The 19,961-nt window shown below is 62.9% G+C and carries 19 protein-coding genes and 1 riboswitch; of the genes, 13 read left to right on the forward strand and 6 right to left on the reverse strand.

What is annotated here, in order from left to right:
* Positions 1 to 58 precede the first annotated feature (58 nt).
* Both EKH80_RS19535 and EKH80_RS19540 read left to right on the forward strand, forming a co-directional pair.
* Positions 59 to 2,182 carry a prolyl oligopeptidase family serine peptidase gene (locus EKH80_RS19535; protein WP_126686480.1) on the forward strand — a complete coding sequence of 708 codons (2,124 nt, stop codon included), beginning with the start codon at positions 59 to 61 and terminating at the stop codon, positions 2,180 to 2,182.
* A gap of 96 nt (positions 2,183 to 2,278) precedes the next feature.
* Positions 2,279 to 3,136 carry a 2OG-Fe(II) oxygenase gene (locus EKH80_RS19540; protein ID WP_126686481.1) on the forward strand — a complete coding sequence of 286 codons (858 nt, stop codon included), beginning with the start codon at positions 2,279 to 2,281 and terminating at the stop codon, positions 3,134 to 3,136.
* Positions 3,137 to 3,199: 63 nt separating this feature from the next.
* Here the strand turns inward: EKH80_RS19540 and EKH80_RS19545 are convergent, their stop codons facing one another.
* Complete coding sequence (locus EKH80_RS19545; protein WP_126686482.1) at positions 3,200 to 3,697, reverse strand: hypothetical protein; 498 nt, start codon at positions 3,695 to 3,697, stop codon at positions 3,200 to 3,202.
* Between the two features lie 247 nt (positions 3,698 to 3,944).
* Between EKH80_RS19545 and pdxR the strand changes: the two genes are divergently transcribed.
* Positions 3,945 to 5,378, forward strand: coding sequence for a MocR-like pyridoxine biosynthesis transcription factor PdxR (gene pdxR, locus EKH80_RS19550; RefSeq protein WP_126686483.1), 1,434 nt, complete (start codon positions 3,945 to 3,947; stop codon positions 5,376 to 5,378).
* 118 nt (positions 5,379 to 5,496) lie between these two features.
* Entirely contained in the window at positions 5,497 to 6,030 is a 534-nt protein-coding gene (ppa, locus tag EKH80_RS19555; RefSeq protein ID WP_126686484.1) for an inorganic diphosphatase, read from the forward strand.
* Between the two features lie 4 nt (positions 6,031 to 6,034).
* Here ppa and EKH80_RS19560 read toward each other — a convergent pair whose 3' ends face one another.
* Complete coding sequence (locus EKH80_RS19560) at positions 6,035 to 6,985, reverse strand: LysR family transcriptional regulator (RefSeq protein ID WP_126686485.1); 951 nt, start codon at positions 6,983 to 6,985, stop codon at positions 6,035 to 6,037.
* Between the two features lie 100 nt (positions 6,986 to 7,085).
* Here EKH80_RS19560 and EKH80_RS19565 point away from each other — a divergent pair, with 100 nt between their 5' ends.
* Together EKH80_RS19565 and EKH80_RS19570 are read left to right on the forward strand one after the other, a co-directional pair.
* Positions 7,086 to 8,297 carry an MFS transporter gene (locus tag EKH80_RS19565; protein WP_230473835.1) on the forward strand — a complete coding sequence of 404 codons (1,212 nt, stop codon included), beginning with the start codon at positions 7,086 to 7,088 and terminating at the stop codon, positions 8,295 to 8,297.
* Positions 8,298 to 8,349: 52 nt separating this feature from the next.
* The gene (locus EKH80_RS19570; RefSeq protein WP_126686486.1) at positions 8,350 to 9,366 is read left to right on the forward strand and encodes a zinc-binding alcohol dehydrogenase family protein; all 1,017 of its coding nucleotides are present in this window, start codon (positions 8,350 to 8,352) and stop codon (positions 9,364 to 9,366) included.
* A 122-nt stretch (positions 9,367 to 9,488) separates the two neighbouring features.
* On the opposite strand, the gene EKH80_RS19575 is transcribed toward EKH80_RS19570, so the two are convergent.
* Entirely contained in the window at positions 9,489 to 9,878 is a 390-nt protein-coding gene (locus tag EKH80_RS19575; RefSeq protein ID WP_126686487.1) for a DUF3224 domain-containing protein, read from the reverse strand.
* Between the two features lie 94 nt (positions 9,879 to 9,972).
* Between EKH80_RS19575 and EKH80_RS19580 the strand changes: the two genes are divergently transcribed.
* The 3 genes from EKH80_RS19580 (at position 9,973) to EKH80_RS19590 (ending at position 11,825) form a co-directional block, all read left to right on the forward strand.
* The gene (locus tag EKH80_RS19580; protein ID WP_126686488.1) at positions 9,973 to 10,785 is read left to right on the forward strand and encodes a helix-turn-helix domain-containing protein; all 813 of its coding nucleotides are present in this window, start codon (positions 9,973 to 9,975) and stop codon (positions 10,783 to 10,785) included.
* Between the two features lie 76 nt (positions 10,786 to 10,861).
* Entirely contained in the window at positions 10,862 to 11,239 is a 378-nt protein-coding gene (locus EKH80_RS19585) for an ArsR/SmtB family transcription factor (protein ID WP_126686489.1), read from the forward strand.
* Between the two features lie 40 nt (positions 11,240 to 11,279).
* Positions 11,280 to 11,825 carry an SRPBCC family protein gene (locus EKH80_RS19590; protein WP_126686490.1) on the forward strand — a complete coding sequence of 182 codons (546 nt, stop codon included), beginning with the start codon at positions 11,280 to 11,282 and terminating at the stop codon, positions 11,823 to 11,825.
* 355 nt (positions 11,826 to 12,180) lie between these two features.
* Here EKH80_RS19590 and thiC read toward each other — a convergent pair whose 3' ends face one another.
* Together thiC and EKH80_RS19600 are read right to left on the reverse strand one after the other, a co-directional pair.
* On the reverse strand, positions 12,181 to 14,058 hold the full coding sequence (gene thiC, locus EKH80_RS19595; protein WP_126686524.1) for a phosphomethylpyrimidine synthase ThiC: 1,878 nt from the start codon (positions 14,056 to 14,058) through the stop codon (positions 12,181 to 12,183).
* A gap of 132 nt (positions 14,059 to 14,190) precedes the next feature.
* Positions 14,191 to 14,286: riboswitch (TPP riboswitch) on the reverse strand.
* Between the two features lie 47 nt (positions 14,287 to 14,333).
* A complete protein-coding gene (locus EKH80_RS19600; protein WP_126686491.1) occupies positions 14,334 to 14,987 on the reverse strand; it encodes a TetR/AcrR family transcriptional regulator in 654 nt (217 codons plus the stop codon).
* An 85-nt stretch (positions 14,988 to 15,072) separates the two neighbouring features.
* Between EKH80_RS19600 and EKH80_RS19605 the strand changes: the two genes are divergently transcribed.
* The 3 genes from EKH80_RS19605 (at position 15,073) to EKH80_RS19615 (ending at position 17,612) form a co-directional block, all read left to right on the forward strand.
* Positions 15,073 to 15,402, forward strand: a complete 330-nt coding sequence (locus EKH80_RS19605) for a hypothetical protein (protein WP_126686492.1) — start codon at positions 15,073 to 15,075, stop codon at positions 15,400 to 15,402.
* A 163-nt stretch (positions 15,403 to 15,565) separates the two neighbouring features.
* A complete protein-coding gene (locus EKH80_RS19610; protein ID WP_126686493.1) occupies positions 15,566 to 16,225 on the forward strand; it encodes a protein-L-isoaspartate O-methyltransferase family protein in 660 nt (219 codons plus the stop codon).
* A gap of 31 nt (positions 16,226 to 16,256) precedes the next feature.
* Positions 16,257 to 17,612 carry a TolC family outer membrane protein gene (locus EKH80_RS19615; protein WP_126686494.1) on the forward strand — a complete coding sequence of 452 codons (1,356 nt, stop codon included), beginning with the start codon at positions 16,257 to 16,259 and terminating at the stop codon, positions 17,610 to 17,612.
* 45 nt (positions 17,613 to 17,657) lie between these two features.
* Here the strand turns inward: EKH80_RS19615 and waaA are convergent, their stop codons facing one another.
* Complete coding sequence (gene waaA, locus EKH80_RS19620; protein ID WP_126686495.1) at positions 17,658 to 18,923, reverse strand: lipid IV(A) 3-deoxy-D-manno-octulosonic acid transferase; 1,266 nt, start codon at positions 18,921 to 18,923, stop codon at positions 17,658 to 17,660.
* 87 nt (positions 18,924 to 19,010) lie between these two features.
* On the opposite strand from waaA, the gene lpxL reads away from it, so the two are divergent.
* A complete protein-coding gene (gene lpxL / locus EKH80_RS19625; RefSeq protein ID WP_126686496.1) occupies positions 19,011 to 19,946 on the forward strand; it encodes an LpxL/LpxP family Kdo(2)-lipid IV(A) lauroyl/palmitoleoyl acyltransferase in 936 nt (311 codons plus the stop codon).
* Positions 19,947 to 19,961: the final 15 nt, after the last annotated feature.

The raw sequence follows: 19,961 nt of genomic DNA on the forward strand, positions 1-19,961 counted from the left end.
ATGCATCCTGAGCGTTGCGCGCGAGGACTCTCCTCGTGCCCCACCAAGGAGCGGAAACATGAGTCTGAAAGCATCGATAAGGCTGGCTCTGGCCCTCACCGTCATAATGGGCGGCATGAGCCAAGCCCAAGACACCCCGGCGCCCGGCGCCGCCGCCGGCACGGAAGATCCTTATCTGTGGCTGGAAGACATCCACGGCGCACGAGCGATGGACTGGGTGAAGGCCCAGAACACCATCACCCAGAAGCAGTTCGCCGACAACTCCAAATTCATGCACTCGCGCGACCGCATTCTGGAAGTGCTCGATTCCGACGCGCGTATTCCCTATGTGGAACGCCGCGGCGAATACCTCTACAACTTCTGGCAGGACAAGGCGCACCCGCGTGGCCTGTGGCGCCGAACCACGCTGGAGGAATACCGCAAGAGCGAACCGACGTGGGAAGTACTCCTGGATATCGATGCGCTGAACAAGGTCGAAGGCAAGCGCTGGGTGTTCAAGGCCAGCGATTGCCTGAAGCCCGACTACCAGCGTTGTCTGCTGCAGCTGTCGCCGGACGGCGGCGACGCGGTGGAGGTCCGTGAGTTCGATATCCCCACCAAATCGTTCGTGAAAGATGGCTTCCGGCTGCCGGCGGCCAAGACCCAGGTTGGCTGGATCGATGACGACCACATCTATGTCGGCACCGATTTCGGTCCAGGCTCGATGACCACCTCCAGCTATCCACGCATTGCGAAGGTGTGGAAACGCGGCACACCGCTCAGTGCCGCCACCACCGTGTACGAAGGCAAGATGGAAGATCTATCGGTGAGCGCCTACCACGATCGCACGCCTGGTTTCGAACGCGATTTCGTCAGCGTCACGCACGACTTCTTCCATAGCGACACGTATCAGCTCAAGGACGGCAAACTGATCCATCTGGAGGTGCCGACGGATGCCGCCAACGTGGATGCGCATCGTGAATGGCTGCTGGTGCAATTGCGCACGGCATGGACGGTCGAAGGCGTCACTTATCCGTCCGGCGCGCTGATCGCCGCCAAGTTCGATGATTTTCTGGCCGGCAAGCGCCAGTTCACCACGCTGTTCGTGCCGGACGAGCATACGGCCCTGTCGAGCTACTCCTGGACGCGTCATCACCTGATCCTCGACATGATGGATGACGTGAAGAGCCGCCTCGACGTGCTTACGCCGAAAGCCGACGACCACTGGGCGCGCGAAGAGATGCCCGGCGCTCCGAAATTCAGCACGGTGCTGGTCGACACCGATCCGGACCATAGCGATGAATACTGGCTGATCGTCACCGGTTTCCTCACCCCTACCTCGCTGGAACGTGGTGTGTTGGGCGAAAGCCGGGCGCAGGTGCTCAAGCAAAGCCCGGCATTCTTCGACGCTTCGAAGTTCGAGGTGAGCCAGCACTTCGTCGCCTCCAAGGATGGCACTAAGGTGCCGTATTTCGAAATTGCACCGAAGAACATCAAGCTCGACGGCAGCCATCCCACCCTGCTGTATGGCTATGGCGGCTTCGAGGTATCGCTGCAGCCGTTCTACAGCGGCAGTATCGGCCGCTCGTGGCTGGAACGCGGCGGCGTGTATGTGATCGCCAATATCCGTGGCGGCGGCGAGTACGGTCCGCGTTGGCATCAGGCTGCACTGCAGGCGAACCGCCTGCGCGCGTACGAAGATTTCTCCGCGGTGGCGGACGACCTGATCAAGCGCGGCATGACTTCACCGGGACATCTGGGTGCCGAAGGCGGCAGCAACGGCGGCCTGCTGATGGGCAATATGCTTACCCTGTATCCGCAGCTGTTCGGTGCAATCGCCTGCGAGGTGCCGCTGCTGGACATGAAGCGCTACGTGCACCTTTCCGCCGGTGCTTCATGGATCGCCGAATACGGCAATCCGGACGATCCGAAGCAATGGGACTTCATCAAGACGTTCTCGCCTTATCAGAACGTCAAATCCGACGTTAGCTATCCCCCTGTGCTGTTCTACACCACCACCAGCGACGATCGCGTGGGCCCGGTGCAGGCGCGCAAGATGGCGGCAAGGATGGAGGGCATGGGCCACCGGAACGTGTGGTTCTTTGAGAACACCGAGGGCGGCCATGGAGCAGGTGCCGACAACAAGCAGTCGGCGTACATGCATGCGCTGGCCTATGAATTCCTGTGGGACAGGCTGAAGTAACGCTGCATCGTCTCCCTCCCCTACTACACGTAGGGGAGGGAGACGGTTGCGACAAGGTTGAAACACTCTGCCCATGCCCGGGCTAAAATCGCCCGCATGAAATCGCACCTCCCGATACGACCCGAACTGCGCGAATGGATCCTCACCACAACGCGTGCCGGCCACAGCGTCGACACCGTGCTGAAGATGATGCAGGACACCGGCTATGACCCACGGCAAAGCCGCGGCATCGTCGCCTCCGTGCTGAACATGCCGATTTCGGCACTCGATGCGCACACCCAGCCCTCCCCGCCGAAAAACCAGGGCCGTCGCACACGGCATCCGGAAGCGCCGCAGGTGGTAGTCAACGGCCACACCGTCCATGTCGGACTCAGCATGGATTCACCCGCGCTGCGTTTGCTAAACGATTTTCTTTCCGCCGAGGAGTGCGACGCGCTGATCGAACAGGCCAGGCCACGCCTGCAACGCGCCAGGACCGTCGACACTTCGGGCAAGCAGCAGCTCGATGCGCGCCGCACCAGCGAAGGCATGTTTTTCGCGATCAACGAAACACCGCTGATCCAGCGCATCGAACAACGCATCGCAGGCATGCTGAGCATCCCGGTCGATCATGGCGAAGGCCTGCAGGTGCTGCACTACCTCCCCGGCCAGCAGTACGAACCGCATTACGATTGGTTCAATCCCGATCAGGCCGGGTTCGCCGCGATCACCGCCAGGGGCGGCCAGCGCATTGCCAGCCTGGTGATGTACCTGAATACGCCCGAGGCCGGCGGCGGCACGGCGTTTCCACAAGTAGGGCTAACCGTGACGGCACTGCGCGGCGCGGCCGTCTATTTCGCCTATGACACGGGCGACGAGGCGTCACTGCACGCGGGACTGCCGGTGCAGCAAGGCGAAAAGTGGATAGCCACCAAGTGGTTGCGCGAGCGGCCGTTCCAGAAGGCCTTGCGCTGAGTCGCAGGCTGGGGTGCAAACCCCAGCATTACCATGCAAGCAACCCGCGTAATGCTGGGCTTGTCATCCCAGCCTACCGGCCCGTCGCGCGCTCAAGGCGATGGTCAGGCCGATGACCACGTGTATCACGATGCTGCTGGCGATCCAGCTCGGCACCGGTGGTGTCTTCGGCATTGCTGACAGGGGCACGACGATCAGGTTCATTACGACGAAAAGCGCCAGACCGTACAAGCTCCCATACGACCAGGGCCGCTCGGTCAACGCGGTAGCACGCCGGCTGACCAGGTAGTACGCAGCCACCATCCCGCCCATGATGACGTAATGCAGCAAGCCACCAAGTGCCGCCGTGCTGCCGCCGCCGAGAAATGCGCGCTTGCCCAGCAAACCCGCAGCGATGCCTTGCAGGATGCGCATCGGCGGCACGCCATACAGCTCGCGCCAGAACGTGCATGCAAACATCAGGTCCGCCGTGGCCAGCACCAGCGTGACGAATACGGCGAACAATACCGTGCGCTGCGCGCGCAGATTCCCGGGCGCACTCGAATCCATAGATACCGACATAACCACCACTCGATCAGAACTTAAGGGAACCCCAGCCGAAAAGACCCCGCGGAACGGTCGTTGGGGACGAACCGCCCCGCGGGTGTGGGAAGCGAGGGAGACGTCGTCGCAATCGGGTTCGCCGGTCTGGGGAGGGCCGGTAAGATTTCGTTAGCAAGCCCTGCGACGTGTTCAGACTAGGCAGGTCGGCACCTTCCCTCCATAGCCAATTCGCCTTATTTTCGTAGAGCCATTGGGAGGGCGCGGTGTGTATTTAGAACTTGACGGCCAAGGTCCGCTTTACGATCAGCTGACGCGCGCATTGAAAACTTCCATCCTCGACGGCCGTATCACGGCGGGCACGCAATTGCCGCCCACGCGCGAGCTGGCGCACGAGCTGGAGATTTCACGCACCACAGTGTTGGCCGCTTACGAGCAACTGCGCGCAGAAGGCTTCATCGACGGCCGGGTCGGCTCGGGCAGCTTCGTCAGCCAGCTGCAAGCCAGGCCGCTGGCGCATCACGTCCACACCAGCATTCCAGCGCCCTCCCGTTACGTGCAACGCGCCCGCGCGGCGTGCAATTGGGACATCCCGCGGCTCCACCGCGGCTTGCGCTACAACCTGGCGTATGGTTACCCGATGATCAACCCCACGCTCAACAATGCGTGGGGGCGGGAGCTCGCGCGAGCGGCGGTGTACACTCAGCTCAACGCCATCGAAGCCGCTGGATTGGGAGCGTTGCGCAAGCAGACCTGCGATTACCTGGCGCGCCGCCGTGGTGTGCAAGCGCAACCTGACGACGTGCTGATCGTCAGCGGCACCCAGCAGGCGATCAATCTGACCGCGCGCGTACTGCTGAACGAAGGCGATCGCGTGGTGCTGGAAGAGCCGCACTACTTCCTGGCCCATCAGGCGCTGGTCGCGCACGGTGCCGATGTAGTTGCGGTGCGCACGGATGAGCACGGCCTGGTCTGTGAAGAGCTTCCCTCGCAAGCGCCGCGCCTGGTTTATGTGACGCCTTCGCATCATTTTCCTTCCGGCGCCGTGCTTTCCATGCAACGCCGGCTTGATCTGCTGCATTACGCCGAGCAGCACCAATGCTGGATCCTGGAAGACGATTACGACGGCGAATTCCGCTACGACTCCCATCCGCTGGCGGCACTACGCTCGCTCGATGAACAAGACCGCGTGATCTATGTGGGCACCTTCTCCAAGGTGATGTTCGGCGGGTTGCGCCTCGCTTACATGGTGATGCCCGCCGCGCTGCGTTCGGACTTTCTCAATGCCAAATACCTTGGCGACATGGCCAGTCCGGTGATCGAACAGGCCGCCTTGGCCCGATTCATGGAGAACGGCGGCTTCGAGCGGCATCTGCGCCTGGCGCGTAAGGAGCTGAAGGCGCGCCGCGAAGCGCTGATCGCCGGATTGAAGGAGCATGCGGGTGACCGTGTCGAGATCGACGATACGCCCGCCGGCATGCATATGGTGGCGTGGTTGCGCGACTATGACGCGCCACGCCGAGCGGCGCTGGTCGACTATGCCCATGAGCACGGCCTGGGCCTTCATCCGATGAGCCCGCTGTATTTGCATGCGCCGGATCGCCAGGGCCTGCTGCTGGGCTATTGCGGTCTCTCGGTAAACGAGTTGCGGGAGGCTATGCGCCTGTTCGGGCAGTGCCTGGATCATATGGAACGCACCTGAGCCGCCCTTCCACGGAGGCCGGGTAGCCCGGCAGCCTCCGCTCCTTGGTGCACCGCGACAAGCTTTGCCTTATGCTGAGCGGCTGTTTCCGCTTGGCTTAAGATGTAAGGAGTGCCCCATGGGCCTGGATATGGTTAGCGCCGGCCGCGACGTGCCGAACGAAATCAACGTCGTCATCGAGATTCCGAAGGATGCGGAGCCGGTCAAATACGAGGTGGACAAGGAAAGCGGCGCGATCTTCGTGGATCGCATCCTCTCCACTCCCATGCGATATCCCTGCAACTATGGCTACGTTCCGGGCACCCTCGGCGGTGACGGCGATCCGCTGGATGCGCTGGTGATCCTGCCGCTGCCGCTGGTGCCGGGCTCGGTGATCCGCTGCCATCCGGTCGGCATGCTGAAGATGACCGACGAGGCCGGTGCCGACGAGAAGCTGGTGGTGATCCCGTCGAAGAAGATCTTCCCGGGCTACGCGCACATCGAGGACATCAAGGGCGTGTCGGGCCACTGGCTGGAGCGCATCGGCCACTTCTTCGAGCACTACAAGGATCTGGAGAAGGGCAAGTGGGTAAAGGTGGAAGGCTGGGTGGGCGCGGCCGAAGCCAAGGCTGAAATCCTCGCCGGCATCGAGCGCTGCAAGACTAAGAGCTGAAGTCCTAGGCGCTCCCTCTCCCTTGCGGGGTGAGGGAGCCGTCCAAACCTCGCTCCCACGGCGGCACGTCCCCAAACTGTTCCGCCAGAAAGTCCACGAACGCTCGCACCCGCAGCGGCACCAGTCGCCGCTGTGGCATCACCGCATAGATGCCGGTTTCAGCGATCGAATACTCCGGCAACACCACCTTCAAGCGCCCGGTACGCAAGTCGTCACCCACGTGCCACGTGGAATGCTGTGCGATGCCCAGCCCCGCCAGCACCGAATCGCGCAACAGTTCGCCCAGCGTCGATTCCAGCCGGCCATTCACCTTCACCGCATGTAGCCGGCCCTGCGCATCGTGCAGGCGCCAGATGTCCTGGCGCCCGTCGCTGCCCACCAGCATCAGGCACTCATGTTTGGCGAGCTCCTCCGCGGTTTTCGGCAGGCCGAAGCGCCGCAGGTAGTCCGGCGAGGCACACAGCACGCGTCGATTCGCCGCCAGCTTGCGCGCCACCAGGCGCGAGTCGCGCAGGGCGCCGATGCGGATGGCCAGATCGAAGCCGGCGCTGACCAGATCCTGCAGCTCGTCGCTGAAGTGCACGCTCAGGCGCACGCGCGGGTAGCGCGCCATGAAGGCAGGCAGCAGCGGCGAGACATATTGGCGCCCGAACGACGCCGATGCGGTAAGCCGCAAGGTGCCGCCTGCATCTGCGGCGCTCTGGCGCAGCCCTGAAGTCAGTGCCTCCAGATCCTCCACCAGGGTGCGTCCCTGTTCGGCCAGGGCCAGGCCCTCCGGGGTGGGATGCAGTCGCCGCGTGGTTCGATGCAATAGCCGCACGCCCAGGTCCTGTTCCAGCCGTTTCAGGCGCTGGCTGGCTACGGCGACGGAAAGATCCAGGCTGCGCGCGGCGGCGCTGATCGAACCCTGGTCCAACACGCGCATGAACAGGATGAGGTCACTGACTCGGTCCATTTTCAATAATTTATTGAAAGTGATTCGTGATCATGGTGATTTTTACAGAAGATGCAAGCCCCTATGCTGCACCGCATCGTTTTTCGACGGACTCCATCGCATGGCCAACCCGGCTTCCCGCTCCATGCCGCTAGCGCTGTACGCGCTGGCCGCCGGCGCCTTCGGCATCGGCACCACCGAATTCGTGATCATGGGCCTGCTGATCCAGGTAGCAGCCGACCTGCAGGTAGGCATCGCCGCCGCCGGCCTGCTGATTTCCGGTTATGCACTAGGGGTCTTCGTAGGCGCCCCGGTCTTGACCATCGCCACCAGCCGCCTGCCGCGCAAGGCGGTGCTTCTCGGGTTGATGGCGATCTTTACGCTGGGCAACCTATGCTGCGCGATCGCACCCAATTACGCGGTGTTGCTGCTGGCGCGCGTGATCACTTCGCTCGCGCACGGCACCTTTTTCGGTGTGGGCTCGGTCGTGGCCACCCGCCTGGTGCCGGCCGATCGCCGCGCCTCGGCCATCTCGGTCATGTTTACCGGCCTGACCATCGCCACCTTGCTGGGCGTGCCTGCGGGAGCCTGGCTGGGGCTGCATTTCGGCTGGCGTTCCACGTTCTGGGCGGTTGCGGCGCTCGGGGTGGGGGCGATGCTGGTGATCGCCGGACTGGTGCCCACCGGCCACGAACATGGCGAGCGCATCGCGGTACGCGCCGAGTTGCGCGCCCTTGGCAATCTTTCGGTGCTGCTCGGCTTGCTGATGACCGTGCTCGGATTTGCCGGTGTGTTCACCGTGTTCACCTACATCCAGCCGATCCTGACCGAAGTAACCGGTTTCGCGCAGGGCGCGGTATCCCCCATCCTGCTGATGTTCGGTGGCGGCCTGATCGCAGGTAATTTGCTGGGTGGCAAGCTGGCCGATCGTGATCTGACTCGCGCCCTGCTGCTGACGCTGACGGCCCTGATCGTGGTGCTGGGCGTGATGACGTTCGCGCTGCACAGCAAAGTGCTGGCGGTGCTGTTCGTCGGATTGCTCGGCGTTGCCGGGTTCGCCACCGTGCCGCCCCTGCAATTGTGGGTGCTGCACAAGGCCGAAGGCGCGAAGAGCCTGGCGTCCAGCCTGAACATCGGCGCGTTCAACCTCGGCAATGCGCTCGGCGCGTGGCTAGGCGGCGTTGTGGTAGCGCACGGCCCTGGCTTGGCCGCGTTGACCTGGGTAGCGGCCCTGCTCACCATCGTGGGGCTGCTGGTGGCGCTATGGGCGCGGCAGCGCGACATCGCGCTTCCACGCCTGAGCGCGCGTCTTTGCGCAGACCATGAAGCGTAATCGCGCTTCCCTTGACCCCATCAAGCAAACCCCAGCACCAGGAGAAATCAGCATGAAAGCCGTTGCCCTCACCCGTTACTTGCCGATCGACGACCCGCAAGCGCTGGTGGACGTTGAACTGCCCAAGCCGGAACCGGGCGCGCATGATCTGCTGGTGCGCGTTGAGGCCGTATCCGTCAATCCGGTGGATACGAAACTGCGTGCACCCAAGCCGCAAGTGGAAGTGCAGCCGCGCGTGCTCGGCTTCGATGCCGCCGGGACGGTTGAAGCAGTCGGCGCCGCGGTCAACGGCTTCAAGCTGGGCGATCAGGTGTATTACGCTGGCGATATCACGCGAGCAGGCAGCAACGCTCAATACCAGGCCGTGGATGCACGGTTGGCCGCGCATCGCCCACGCCGGCTGGATGCAGCCGCCGCTGCGGCCTTGCCGCTCGTCGCGATCACCGCATGGGAACTGCTGTTCCAGCGCATGCCTTACGCGCCCGAGCAAGGCGGCGATGGCAAGTCGTTACTGGTGATTGCAGGTGCGGGGGGCGTAGGTTCGATCGCGATCCAGCTTGCGCGCCGCGCCGGTTTCACCGTGATCGCTACTGCTTCGCGTCCCGAAACGCAGGCATGGTGCCGCGCAATGGGCGCGCAGCACGTGATCGATCATCGCCAACCGCTGACGATGCAGCTGAAGGCGCTTGGATTCAACGAAATCGACGCAGCCCTCAATTTTGCCGACACTGACTACTACTGGGCCGAACTGGGCGAACTGCTTGCGCCACAAGCCCACGTGGGTCTGATCGTGGAACCGAAGTCGCCGGTGAACATCGGCGATCCCTACAAGGCCAAGTGCATAGGCATCCATTGGGAAATGATGTTCGCACGCTCACGCTTTAAAACCTCGGACATGGCCGAGCAAGGGCGTATCCTGGCACGTGTGGCAGCGCTTATCGATGAAGGCCAATTACGTGGCATTCACCGCGAGACCTTGAGCCCGATCAATGCTGGGAATCTGCGCGAGGCGCATCGGCGGCTGGAGTCGGGCAGCACGATCGGCAAGCTGGTGGTCGCAGGTTGGTAATTCGCCTGACTGGCGCCGCCCTCGAGCCTGACCGTTTATCGTAGGCTGGGTTGCCAAACCCAGCATTGCCATGCATGCAACCCGCGCGATGCTGGGATTGTCATCCCAGCCTACGCGCCGATTTACGGCAGCGTGTAGTCGAAGACGTAGGAATGCCTGCCCTGATCGATCAGGATTTGCATCGACCCGCTCAAGCCGGTCAATTCGTCCGTTCCCGAATCCGGCACCACCATGACCGACAATTGCGGCGTACTGCGATTCATGATGCCGTGATGCTGCAGCACGAAGCTGCCGCTCCTGCCTTGCAGTGTGCCGCTCACACGCTCGATCGCCACGTAACCCGCCGAGCCTTCCACTTGCCCCATGGCCGAGAGCATTTCGCCAAGGCTGGCCGCATCCAGGTCGCCCTGGAATTGCTTGTCGATCGTCATCCGTCCCAGCCTGGCCGGCTCGATGCCGGGAGCGGAAGGCTGCGGCACAAGTTTCACCGCGAATTGCCCTTTTGCCTGCATGATGTGCTCCGATTCGATTGCCTGCCGCAACGTTAGTACAACTGCGCCGGGGGCGATTGGAAAAACGCGACAACTCGGACTGGACGCGGATACGATGAAGATCGACATGGGCAAACCGCGCGGCGTGTTGCATCAACGGCTGGGGCAAGGCGAGTTCAAGCACGCCCGTCGGGCGCCGTCATCCGCCCTTGCTGGCTTGGTTGAGCACTACTGGCATGTAGCGTGGGATTTGCGCGGCCTTCCGGCGCAGCAGCAGGAAACCCTGCCTCACCCCAACGTGCAGTTCGTGGTCGAGCACGGATGCACGGCCCTTTATGGCCTGCATACCGGGCGCTTCATGCGTCGGCTCAAAGGACAGGGCCAGGTGTTCGGCATCAAGTTCAAGGCCGGCGGTTTTCATCCCTTTTACGGAGCCCCCGTGTCGCGGTTGCAGGATCGGTCGCTCGATCCGAGGCAGGTCTTCGGTGCCGATGCAGCAGGCTTTGAATCAGACATCCTTGCCGGCGCGAACGTCGATGCGATGGCGGAAGTAGCCGAGCGCTTGTTGCTTGCTCACTTACCCACCGCGGACCCGAACATCGGACTCGTCAGCGAACTGGTCGCCGATATCGCCACCGACCGTAGTCTGACCTCCGTCGTAGCGCTGGTTCAACGAACCGGGCTCGCCAAGCGCGCGTTGCAGCGCCTCTTCAATCAGTACGCGGGGGTTGGCCCCAAGTGGGTGATCAACCGCTACCGGCTCCACGAAGCCATTGCACAACTGCAGACTGGTACGCCTGTAGTGTGGGCGGAACTCGCGCTGCAGCTCGGCTATTTCGATCAGGCGCATTTCATTCACGATTTCCGCAAGCTCGTCGGGCGTCGTCCCGCCGAGTATTTGCGCGCGCAAGCTCAGCCCTCAGGCTGAGCCCGCACGGTGGCCCGACGGGGCATATTCAACCAAAAGGTTGACAAGCATCGCGACCAGGCATAAATTCAACCTTATGGTTAAACATTTGGCGGCCCAGCTCGACTATGTCTTCCAGGCGCTGGCCGACCCCACTCGGCGCGCCATGCTAGGCAACCTGGCCAAACAGGCGCTCAGCGTGGGTGAACTGGCCGCGCCCTTCGACATGTCGCTAGCCGCAGCATCCAAGCACATCAAATTGCTGGAACGCGCCGGTCTGATCGAGCGGACCGTGCAGGGGCGCACGCACCTATGCCATCTGAATGCCATGCCGATGCACGCCGGCATGGAATGGATACGCCACTACGAACAGTTCTGGACATCACGACTGGATGCGCTCGCAGCGCTGCTGCACGCCGAGGACACAGCTAACACCCAATCCGCCCGCCAAAAACCGCGCCGCAGAGACAAGTAAGCCGCGGCGCCATCTTCATTGACCCAAGCAGGTGATCCTTATGAACGACTACGGCGTTGTCACCGAACCCACTTCGATCCGTTTCGAACGTCTGCTTCCGGGCCCCATCGAGCGCGTGTGGAGCTATCTCACCGACTCGGAGAAACGCGGACAATGGTTTTCTTCCGGACGGATCGAACCGGTGGTCGGCGGTAAAACCGAGCATGTGTTCAACAACAGCAGGCTTACCGGGCACTTCGATCCGCCGCCCGAAAAATATGCGCGGCACGCGGGTGAAATACGCATGCACGGCCACGTACTGGCCTACGAACCGCCGCACTTGCTGGCTTATACATTTGGCAGTGAAGCAGACGGCGACGCGGGCTCGGAGGTGCGCTTCGAGCTCACTCCGCGCGGCGACCAGGTTCTGCTGGTGCTCACCCACACGCGGCTTGCGTCCTACGATGCGCTGATCGGCGTCGCCGGCGGTTGGCATACTCACCTGGGCATCCTGGCCGATCGTCTCAGTGGGCGCGAGCCGCCTGCGTTCTGGGCGACGCATGCGCGAATGGAGGCGGAATACCAGGAACGGATTCCGCGAACCTAGGGCTTTTTGCGGATTCTTTATGCGATTTATACGGCGCCCTGCCCCTGCCATACCGCAACTTTATGCAGGGCGCCGGAGAATGCCGTCCATGAAGATTCCAGCCACTCGTGCAGCGCGCGCAGTCCGGACGCGACGGGGCTACTACCAGATCACGCTAGCCCTGCTTTTCCTGGTCGCCATTTTTCAGCTCGCGCATGCACCTGCCACCGCTGTCCATCCCATAGCGATTGACCTATGGCGGGCACTGGCGGTGGGAGCGCTGTTCTTGTTCTTCTGCGTACCGGGATCGAAGCGGCGTTGACTTGCATCCCAAGCCGTCGTCGCCCCGACTCTCGCCGGGGCGACGCTTCGTAAATCACGCCTTGTGATAAACCTCCGCGCCTTGCGCGCGGAATTCCGCAGCCTTCTCGGCCATGCCTTCGTCCAGCGCAGCGCTTTCGTCCACGCCATGTTCGGCGGCGTAGTCGCGCACGTCCTGGGTGATTTTCATCGAGCAGAACTTGGGACCGCACATCGAGCAGAAGTGGGCGGACTTGTGCGCATCGTGCGGCAGCCTTTCGTCGTGCAATTCGCGCGCCTTGTCCGGATCGAGGCCAAGGTTGAACTGGTCGTTCCAGCGAAATTCGAAGCGCGCCTTGCTGAGTGCATTGTCGCGCACCTGTGCACCGGGATGCCCCTTGGCCAGATCGGCGGCATGCGCGGCGATCTTGTAGGCGATGATGCCGTCGCGCACATCCTGCTTGTCCGGCAAACCCAGATGCTCCCTCGGCGTGACATAGCAAAGCATGGCGGTGCCGAACCAGCCGATCATGGCCGCGCCTATGGCGCTGGTGATGTGGTCGTAGCCGGGTGCAATGTCGGTGGTCAGCGGTCCCAGCGTATAGAACGGGGCTTCGTGGCACTTCTCCAGCTGCCGTTCCACATTTTCCTTGATCAACTGCATGGGTACGTGCCCAGGGCCTTCGATCATCGTTTGCACGTCGTGCTTCCACGCGATCTTCGTGAGTTCACCCAGCGTGTCGAGTTCGCCGAACTGCGCAGCGTCGTTCGCATCCGCCACACTACCAGGGCGCAGACCATCGCCAAGGCTGAAGGACACGTCATAGGCCTTCATGATCTCGCAGATTTCCTCGAAGTGCGTATAGAGGAAATTCTCCTGGTGATGTGCCAGGCACCATTTGGCCATGATCGAACCGCCACGCGAAACGATACCGGTGACGCGCTTGGCGGTTAGCGGTACGAAGCGCAGCAGCACCCCGGCGTGAATGGTGAAGTAGTCCACGCCCTGTTCGGCCTGTTCGATCAGCGTATCGCGGAACAGTTCCCAGGTAAGCTCTTCGGCCACGCCGCCGACCTTCTCCAGCGCCTGGTAGATCGGTACGGTGCCGATCGGTACCGGCGCGTTGCGGATGATCCATTCGCGCGTCTCGTGAATGTTCTTGCCGGTGGAAAGATCCATCACGTTGTCGGCGCCCCAGCGGATCGCCCAAACCAGTTTCTCCACCTCCTCGGCAATGCCCGAACTCAGCGCGGAGTTGCCGATGTTGGCGTTGATCTTGGTGAGGAAGTTGCGGCCGATGATCATCGGCTCGCATTCCGGGTGATTGATGTTGGCGGGAATGATGGCGCGACCACGCGCCACTTCATCGCGCACGAATTCCGGCGTGATCAGCTTGGGCAGCGCTGCGCCAAAGGATTCACCCGGATGCTGCCTGCGCAAGGCGCTGTCCTTGAGCGCTTCGATGCGCTGGTTTTCGCGAATGGCGATGTATTCCATTTCCGGCGTAATGATGCCGCGGCGCGCATAGTGCATTTGCGTAACGTTAGCGCCCGGCTTGGCGCGCAGCGGCGCACGCGCATGGCCGAAACGCAAGGGGTCCAGCTTCGCGTCCGCCGCACGCTCCCGGCCGAAGGCGGAAGTGAGCCCAGGCAGCTGTTCCACGTCGCCGCGTTCCATGATCCATGCCGCACGCACGGCAGGCAGGCCGGCGGCCAGGTCAACCGCGTAGTCCGAATCGGTGTACGGACCGGACGTGTCGTACACGGTAATGGCCGGATTGGCCTCGCCACCGAACAGGGTTGGTGTCTGCGCCTGCGTGATCTCGCGCATCGGCACCTTCAGGTCAGGGCGACTGCCCTGCACGTGGATCTTGCGCGAGCCCGGAATGGGGCGGGTCACGGCTTCGGAGAGTTCTTGCGCGGCGCGCACGAGATCGGAGGGCAAGGCATTCATCGGCATTCGTCCAGTGCTCAAGCGGCATCCCAACAGGGCGCGCTTTATTGAGGAGTCCGCACATGGATGTGCGGGGTGTTGCGAACGGATTCGCGTACCAGCAACTGAAGCGATGGCGCCAACGCACGATGGTGACCGTACGGCGAAGCTCCCTACACCGGTGCTAACCGGATCAGGTTCGAAGGGACTCTCTCAGCCGACAGGTGGTCGGCACCCCCGCTTCCTAACAACAACCCCGCTATTTGACCACGAAGCGGGGTGAGAAACGAGTGAGATCAGGCTCGGGGGGCGTAGGCGCGCAGGAACATGGCCACGCCGGCGCGGGCGTTCTCCTCCACTTCCTTGGCGTAAGCCTGCGCGCAGTCGGCGCAACCGAACATGCGGCGCATCATCATGTCGCCCTTGATCAGGGAGATGAACTGGACGCCGGCGCGCGGCACGTCGCCGATGTCGAGCTTGCCGGCATCCACCGCCTGCTGCAGCAGGCGCTCCATCAGCGCACGCGTGCGCATGGGACCTTCTTCCCACATCAGCTTGCCGAAGCGCGGATTGCCCTGGCGGCAGTCACTGAGGATGGCGCGGAACGTGCCGACGTTTTCCGGATCGCAGTCCAGATGCGCGTGAATGAGGGCGATGCGGTTGAGGATGTCGCCGATGTCGGCGTCCGGGTCGAACTGATAGGTCTGTTCAGGGAGCAGATCCTGGATGCGCGAGCGGATGACCTCGCGAAACAGGTTGTCCTTGTCGCCGAAGTGGCTGTAGACAGTCAGCTTGGATACGCCCGCCTCCGCGGCAATCGCATCCATGCTGGTACCGGCGAAGGCATTGCGTATGAACAGAGCCTTGGCGGCGTCGAGGATCGCCGCGCGCTTTTCCATGTCCTTAGGGCGCCCTGGCCCATGCGGCTTGGTCAGCGGGATGGAGTTCATGGATGCACCTTCACAAATCAAAAGACCCAATTTATTATACGGTTCGGTTTACTTATTTTTCGAATGATACCGAAATATCCAGCCGATGTGCGCAACTACCCCTGAAATGGCGCTTAGCGCGCCGTACCGCAAGATCCAGCGCCTGCTCTCGGGGTGGCTTGAGGACGGCCGGACAGCGCGCAGACAGGTATTCGCGATCCGCGCCGTACTGCCTACGCTGGATACCATCGACAAGCATCGTTTGTGCCGCTGGCTGGCCTGGTGGTGTGTCACGGCCGGACCACGTGGCGAGCGGCTGTTCGCCCGCATCGAGCGGCTGGATCCCGGCCTCGGCGCGGGCATCGAAGCGGCGCTCTCGCAGCTTCCCACCGGGGTGGGCCTGAGTACCGTCCAGAGCCCTCGGAAAAGCGCGTAAATGTCCGCGGACACAGGACAAAAGCATGACTTACGTCAGATCGCCGCGATGACTTCCGGCACTTCGAACAAGGCATGCCGCACCGCACCCTTACCATTGTCGAAACAGGGTCTAAACGCTTATCCTTTTTGACCTTTTTTCGATCCACATAGGCTTGTTTCCCATGGCGATGAACTTCGATCAGGCGCGTCAAAACATGGTTGAGAACCAGGTGCGCCCCTGGGAGGTGCTGGATGGTCGCGTGCTTGACGTGCTGCGTCAGGTCCGGCGCGAAGACTTTGTCCCGCCCGCTCATCGCCAGTTGGCCTTTGCCGACATGAACCTGCCGCTGGGCCACGGCGAAGTGATGATGAAGCCGATCATCGAGGGCCGCGTGCTGCAGGCGCTGGAGTTGAAGCCCGAGGATAACGTGCTGGAAATCGGCACCGGCTCCGGCTTCCTCAGCGCCTGCCTGGCCAGCCTTGCCGCCCACGTGACCAGCGTGGACATGCACGCGGATCTCACCGCCGCTGCCGCCGAGCGCCTGAAGGCCGCGGGCATCGGCAACGTGCAGTTGATTACCGCCGAAGCCGTCAGCGGCTGGCAGCCGCAGGAAACGTTCGATGCCATGGTTGTCACTGGCGCCGTCTACCGTATTCCCGACCGTTTCCTTGGCTGGCTCAATCCTGGCGGCCGCTTGCTCGTCGTTCGCGGCGAGTCGCCGGTGCAGCAGGCAGTGGTGCTGACGCATGAAGGCAATGGCCGTTATCGCGAAGAAAGCCTGTTCGAGACTGATCTGCCCTATCTCGCGCACGCCCAACCTCCCCGCCAATTCGTTTTCTGACCCGATCGACCCGAACCCACGAGGCGAAACCATGCGCTTGAAGCTTCTGACCCTTGCCCTGTCCCTGGCTGCAGTCTCACTGCCCAGCCACGGCGAGGATTTGCTGGATGCATACCGTCAGGCGCGTGCGAACGACCCTGTGCTGGCCAAGGCCGACGCCACCCGTCTGGATATCCATGAAGCCGTTCCGCAGGCGCGTGCAGCGTTGCTGCCGCAAATCAACGGCAAATTTGCCTTGGAGCAAGATAGCCTCAGCGGCAGCAATGCAACCGGCAGCGGCAATTCCGGTGCCAACGGCCCCAGCGCCAGTCATAGCCGTACGCGCACGATATCGGCCAGCGTGGACCAGGTCATCCTCGACCTGTCCAAGATCGCGAGCCTGCAGGCCGCCCATTCGACCGCGGATGCGGGGGAAAAAACCTATGAGGCAGCCGCGCAGGACTTGTTCTTTCGCGTAGCCTCGGCCTACTTCACCGTGCTCAACGACCAGGAACAGCTGGCCGTTGCCCAGTCCAACGAAGAAGCCTTGCGCATCACCTACGACCAGGCAGAGCAGCAATACAAGGTGGGCATTTCCGCCGTCACCAGCGTCTACCAGGCCAAGTCGCAATACGATCTGGCCAAGGCAACCACCGTCAGCGCGCAAAACACGCTTGCCAACGACCGTCAGCTGCTAGGCGTGATCACTGGCAAGCCCGTAGGCGACCTGAAGAAGCTGCGCCCCGACCTGCCGATGGATGCTCCTTCACCGGCCGATCCGCAAGCCTGGGTGGACAACGCGATCAAGAACAACCCGACCCTGGCCTCAGCACAGCTGTCGGTCGATGCCGCCGAGCACAACGTCAACGCGGCCCGTGCCGGTCACTTGCCGACGATCAACGCCACCCTCAGCCGCGGCAAAAGCACCTCGTGGCTGGAAAACGGCAGCTACAACGACTTGCGCCCAGGCGTCAACGATCGCTGGGGCAACACCATCGGCGTCACCCTGTCAGTGCCGATCTTCTCCGGCGGACTGACCCAGTCGCAGGTGCGCCAGAACATCTACAGGCGCGACGAAGCTCAGGACGACCTGGAGCTGGTACGGCGTGAAACCATCCAGGGCACCCTCAACGGCTACAACTCGGTGCTCACCGACATCAGCAAAGTAGAGTCGGGCAAGGCTGCGGTGGAAGCGGGACAGAAATCGGTGGACGCCACCAAGGCGGGCTTCCAGGTGGGCACGCAGATCATGCTGGACGTGCTCAATTCCATTCAGATCCTGACCCAGGCGCAAAGCAGCTATGCGGCCTCCCGGCACCAACTGGAGCTCGATCGCCTGGCGCTGAAGCTACAGGCGGGCACCCTCAGCTACGAAGATCTGCAGGCAGCCAATTCGCTGCTGCAGTAATTGGTATCGATGGTTGCAAGAAAGGCCGGGACATCCCGGCCTTTTTCATTCCTGCAGCATCCGGTCGATCAACCCCATCACCCGCCCGACCGCTCCGCGCTCGCTGTCGAACACGATGCGCGCCTGCCTGCCCATATGCTTGCAGCGCGTTCCATCCTGCAGCAGGTCGAGCACGGCGCCACCCAGTGCTTCACTGAGCAACACCCGCTTGGCGCCGCCGCCGCGGATCAAGGCCAGGGTGATTTCCTCGAAGTTGAAAGTATGCGGTCCGACCAGCACGGGCCGGGATAGCGCTGCTGGCTCAAGCACGTTGTGTCCTCCGATGGGCACCAGGCTGCCACCTACGAAGGCCACGTCGGCCGCCGCGAAGAACGGCATCAGCTCGCCCATCGTGTCGATCAGGAATACCTGGTGCGACTCGCCTGGTATGCGGTCGGTACTGCGCATGGTCATGCTAAAGCCCAAGCTGCGCACCGCGTGTTCGACCAGCCGGAAGCGCTCAGGATGGCGCGGCGCGATCAGCAGCAAGGCATCCGGCAGCCGCTTGAGCACTTCCAGGTGCGCCTCCAGCACAGCCAATTCCTCGCCTTCATGCGTGCTCGCGGCGATCCACACCGGGCGCAGACGGCCCCACTGCTGACGGAACGCCTCGCCGGCTTCCGGTGCGCCTTCCGGCACCGGCATGTCGAACTTCAGGTTGCCGCTGACGGTGACCTGGGCCGGATCGGCGCCCAGCAAGCGATAGCGCGCCGCATCCGTGCGCGATTGCGCCGCGATCTGGCGCACGCAGCGCAAGGCCGAACGCAGCAGCGCGCGCATCGGCGCGTAGCCGCGGAGCGAGCGGCCGGACAGGCGTGCGTTGACGATCATCAGCGGAATACCGCGCCGGTAGCAGCCGAAATACAGGTTCGGCCAGATCTCCGTCTCCACGATCAGAGCCAGCCGCGGCCGGGTCTGCCTGAGAAAGCGTTGCACGGAAAACGGTAGGTCGTACGGCAGGTACACGTGAAACACGCTGTTGCCGAACAACTGCTGCACGCGCGCCGAACCGGTCGGCGTGACGGTAGTGACTACCAGCGGCGCATTGGGGTAATCCTGGCGCAGCGCCTTGATCAGCGGCTCCGCCGCGTTCACTTCGCCCACCGACACTGCATGCACCCAGATACTGCCGCGCAGATCCGGCGCCTTGAAAATGCCGAAGCGCTCCGGCCAGCGCTGGTGGTAGTTGCCATAGCGCATCCCACGCGTCAGCAGCCGCAGCACGATCAACGGCGTAGCCAGGTACATCAGGAGGGTATAGAGATAGCGCAACGTCGCATCGGTTCGAAGTCCGGAGCGCGGAAGTATACGGGGCCACGCGCCCGGCTCCCTCTGAAGAAGCAGAGGGGAGCCGCTACAATGGTCCGAATGCCCGGAACACCCCGCCCCCCCTTCACCCGCTCCCTGCTCGCACCAAGCCTCTGGCCGGCGTGGCTCGGCGTGGGCGTCATGAAGCTGATCGCGATGCTGCCGTTCCCGCTGCTGATGGGGATCGGGCGTGCCTTGGGCTGGATGATCGAGCGCCTGCCCTCGCCACGACGCAAGGTGGCCGCCACCAATGTGGCGCTGTGCTTTCCGGAACTGGATGCCAAGGCGCAGGCGGCGCTGGTGGACGCACATCTGCGCGACATTGGACTGATGCTGATCGAGTTCGCCCTCGGCTGGATGGGCTCGGATCGCGCCATCGGCAGGATCCCAGTCCGCGTCGAGGGATTGGAGCACCTGGAAAGCGCGCGTGCGCAAGGGCACGGCGTACTGTTGGTCGGCGGACACTTCTCGCATCTGGAACTGTGCGCGCGGCTGGTCTCGCAGCGCATCCGCATCGCCGGCATGTATCGGCGCATGGACAACCCGGTATTCGAGTGGACCGTGCTGCGCGCACGCCTGGGCTATGCGCGTGCGATGTTCGACAAGGACGACATCCGCGGCACGGTGAAATATCTGCGCAGCGGCGGCACGCTCTGGTACGCGCCCGACCAGGACATGCGCAGCAAGGACAACGCTTTCGTGCCCTTCTTCGGCGTGATCGCCGCGACCATCACCGGCACTCATCATCTGGCCCGCCTGTCCCATTCAGTGGTCGTGCCGTTCTTCCATCGCCGCCTGCCGGGCAGCGCTGGTTATGTGCTGCGTCTGGGCGCGCCGCTGGCAAACATGCCCGGCGCTGAGGCCGAGGCCGATACCGCACGCGTCAATCTCTGCATCGAGGACATGGTGCGCGAGGCGCCGGAGCAGTATCTGTGGGTGCACAAACGCTTCAAGACACGGCCGGAAGGGTATCCGCCCATTTATTGACGATTGCCATCCCGG

Origin of the sequence: Dyella choica, assembly GCF_003977665.1 — a bacterium.
Classification (GTDB): Bacteria; Pseudomonadota; Gammaproteobacteria; order Xanthomonadales; family Rhodanobacteraceae; genus Dyella_B; species Dyella_B choica.

Bases quoted from the DNA above. Each gene is read 5' to 3' on its own strand.
- EKH80_RS19610 (WP_126686493.1), top strand. From the start codon at position 15,566: ATGGCGATGAACTTCGATCAGGCGCGTCAAAACATGGTTGAGAACCAG.
- EKH80_RS19615 (WP_126686494.1), top strand. From the start codon at position 16,257: ATGCGCTTGAAGCTTCTGACCCTTGCCCTGTCCCTGGCTGCAGTCTCA.
- lpxL (WP_126686496.1), top strand. From the start codon at position 19,011: ATGGTCCGAATGCCCGGAACACCCCGCCCCCCCTTCACCCGCTCCCTG.
- EKH80_RS19605 (WP_126686492.1), top strand. From the start codon at position 15,073: ATGTGCGCAACTACCCCTGAAATGGCGCTTAGCGCGCCGTACCGCAAG.
- EKH80_RS19535 (WP_126686480.1), top strand. From the start codon at position 59: ATGAGTCTGAAAGCATCGATAAGGCTGGCTCTGGCCCTCACCGTCATA.
- ppa (WP_126686484.1), top strand. From the start codon at position 5,497: ATGGGCCTGGATATGGTTAGCGCCGGCCGCGACGTGCCGAACGAAATC.
- EKH80_RS19590 (WP_126686490.1), top strand. From the start codon at position 11,280: ATGAACGACTACGGCGTTGTCACCGAACCCACTTCGATCCGTTTCGAA.
- EKH80_RS19580 (WP_126686488.1), top strand. From the start codon at position 9,973: ATGAAGATCGACATGGGCAAACCGCGCGGCGTGTTGCATCAACGGCTG.
- EKH80_RS19545 (WP_126686482.1), bottom strand. From the start codon at position 3,697: ATGTCGGTATCTATGGATTCGAGTGCGCCCGGGAATCTGCGCGCGCAG.
- EKH80_RS19570 (WP_126686486.1), top strand. From the start codon at position 8,350: ATGAAAGCCGTTGCCCTCACCCGTTACTTGCCGATCGACGACCCGCAA.
- thiC (WP_126686524.1), bottom strand. From the start codon at position 14,058: ATGAATGCCTTGCCCTCCGATCTCGTGCGCGCCGCGCAAGAACTCTCC.
- EKH80_RS19575 (WP_126686487.1), bottom strand. From the start codon at position 9,878: ATGCAGGCAAAAGGGCAATTCGCGGTGAAACTTGTGCCGCAGCCTTCC.
- EKH80_RS19600 (WP_126686491.1), bottom strand. From the start codon at position 14,987: ATGAACTCCATCCCGCTGACCAAGCCGCATGGGCCAGGGCGCCCTAAG.
- EKH80_RS19540 (WP_126686481.1), top strand. From the start codon at position 2,279: ATGAAATCGCACCTCCCGATACGACCCGAACTGCGCGAATGGATCCTC.
- EKH80_RS19560 (WP_126686485.1), bottom strand. From the start codon at position 6,985: ATGGACCGAGTCAGTGACCTCATCCTGTTCATGCGCGTGTTGGACCAG.
- EKH80_RS19585 (WP_126686489.1), top strand. From the start codon at position 10,862: ATGGTTAAACATTTGGCGGCCCAGCTCGACTATGTCTTCCAGGCGCTG.
- EKH80_RS19565 (WP_230473835.1), top strand. From the start codon at position 7,086: ATGGCCAACCCGGCTTCCCGCTCCATGCCGCTAGCGCTGTACGCGCTG.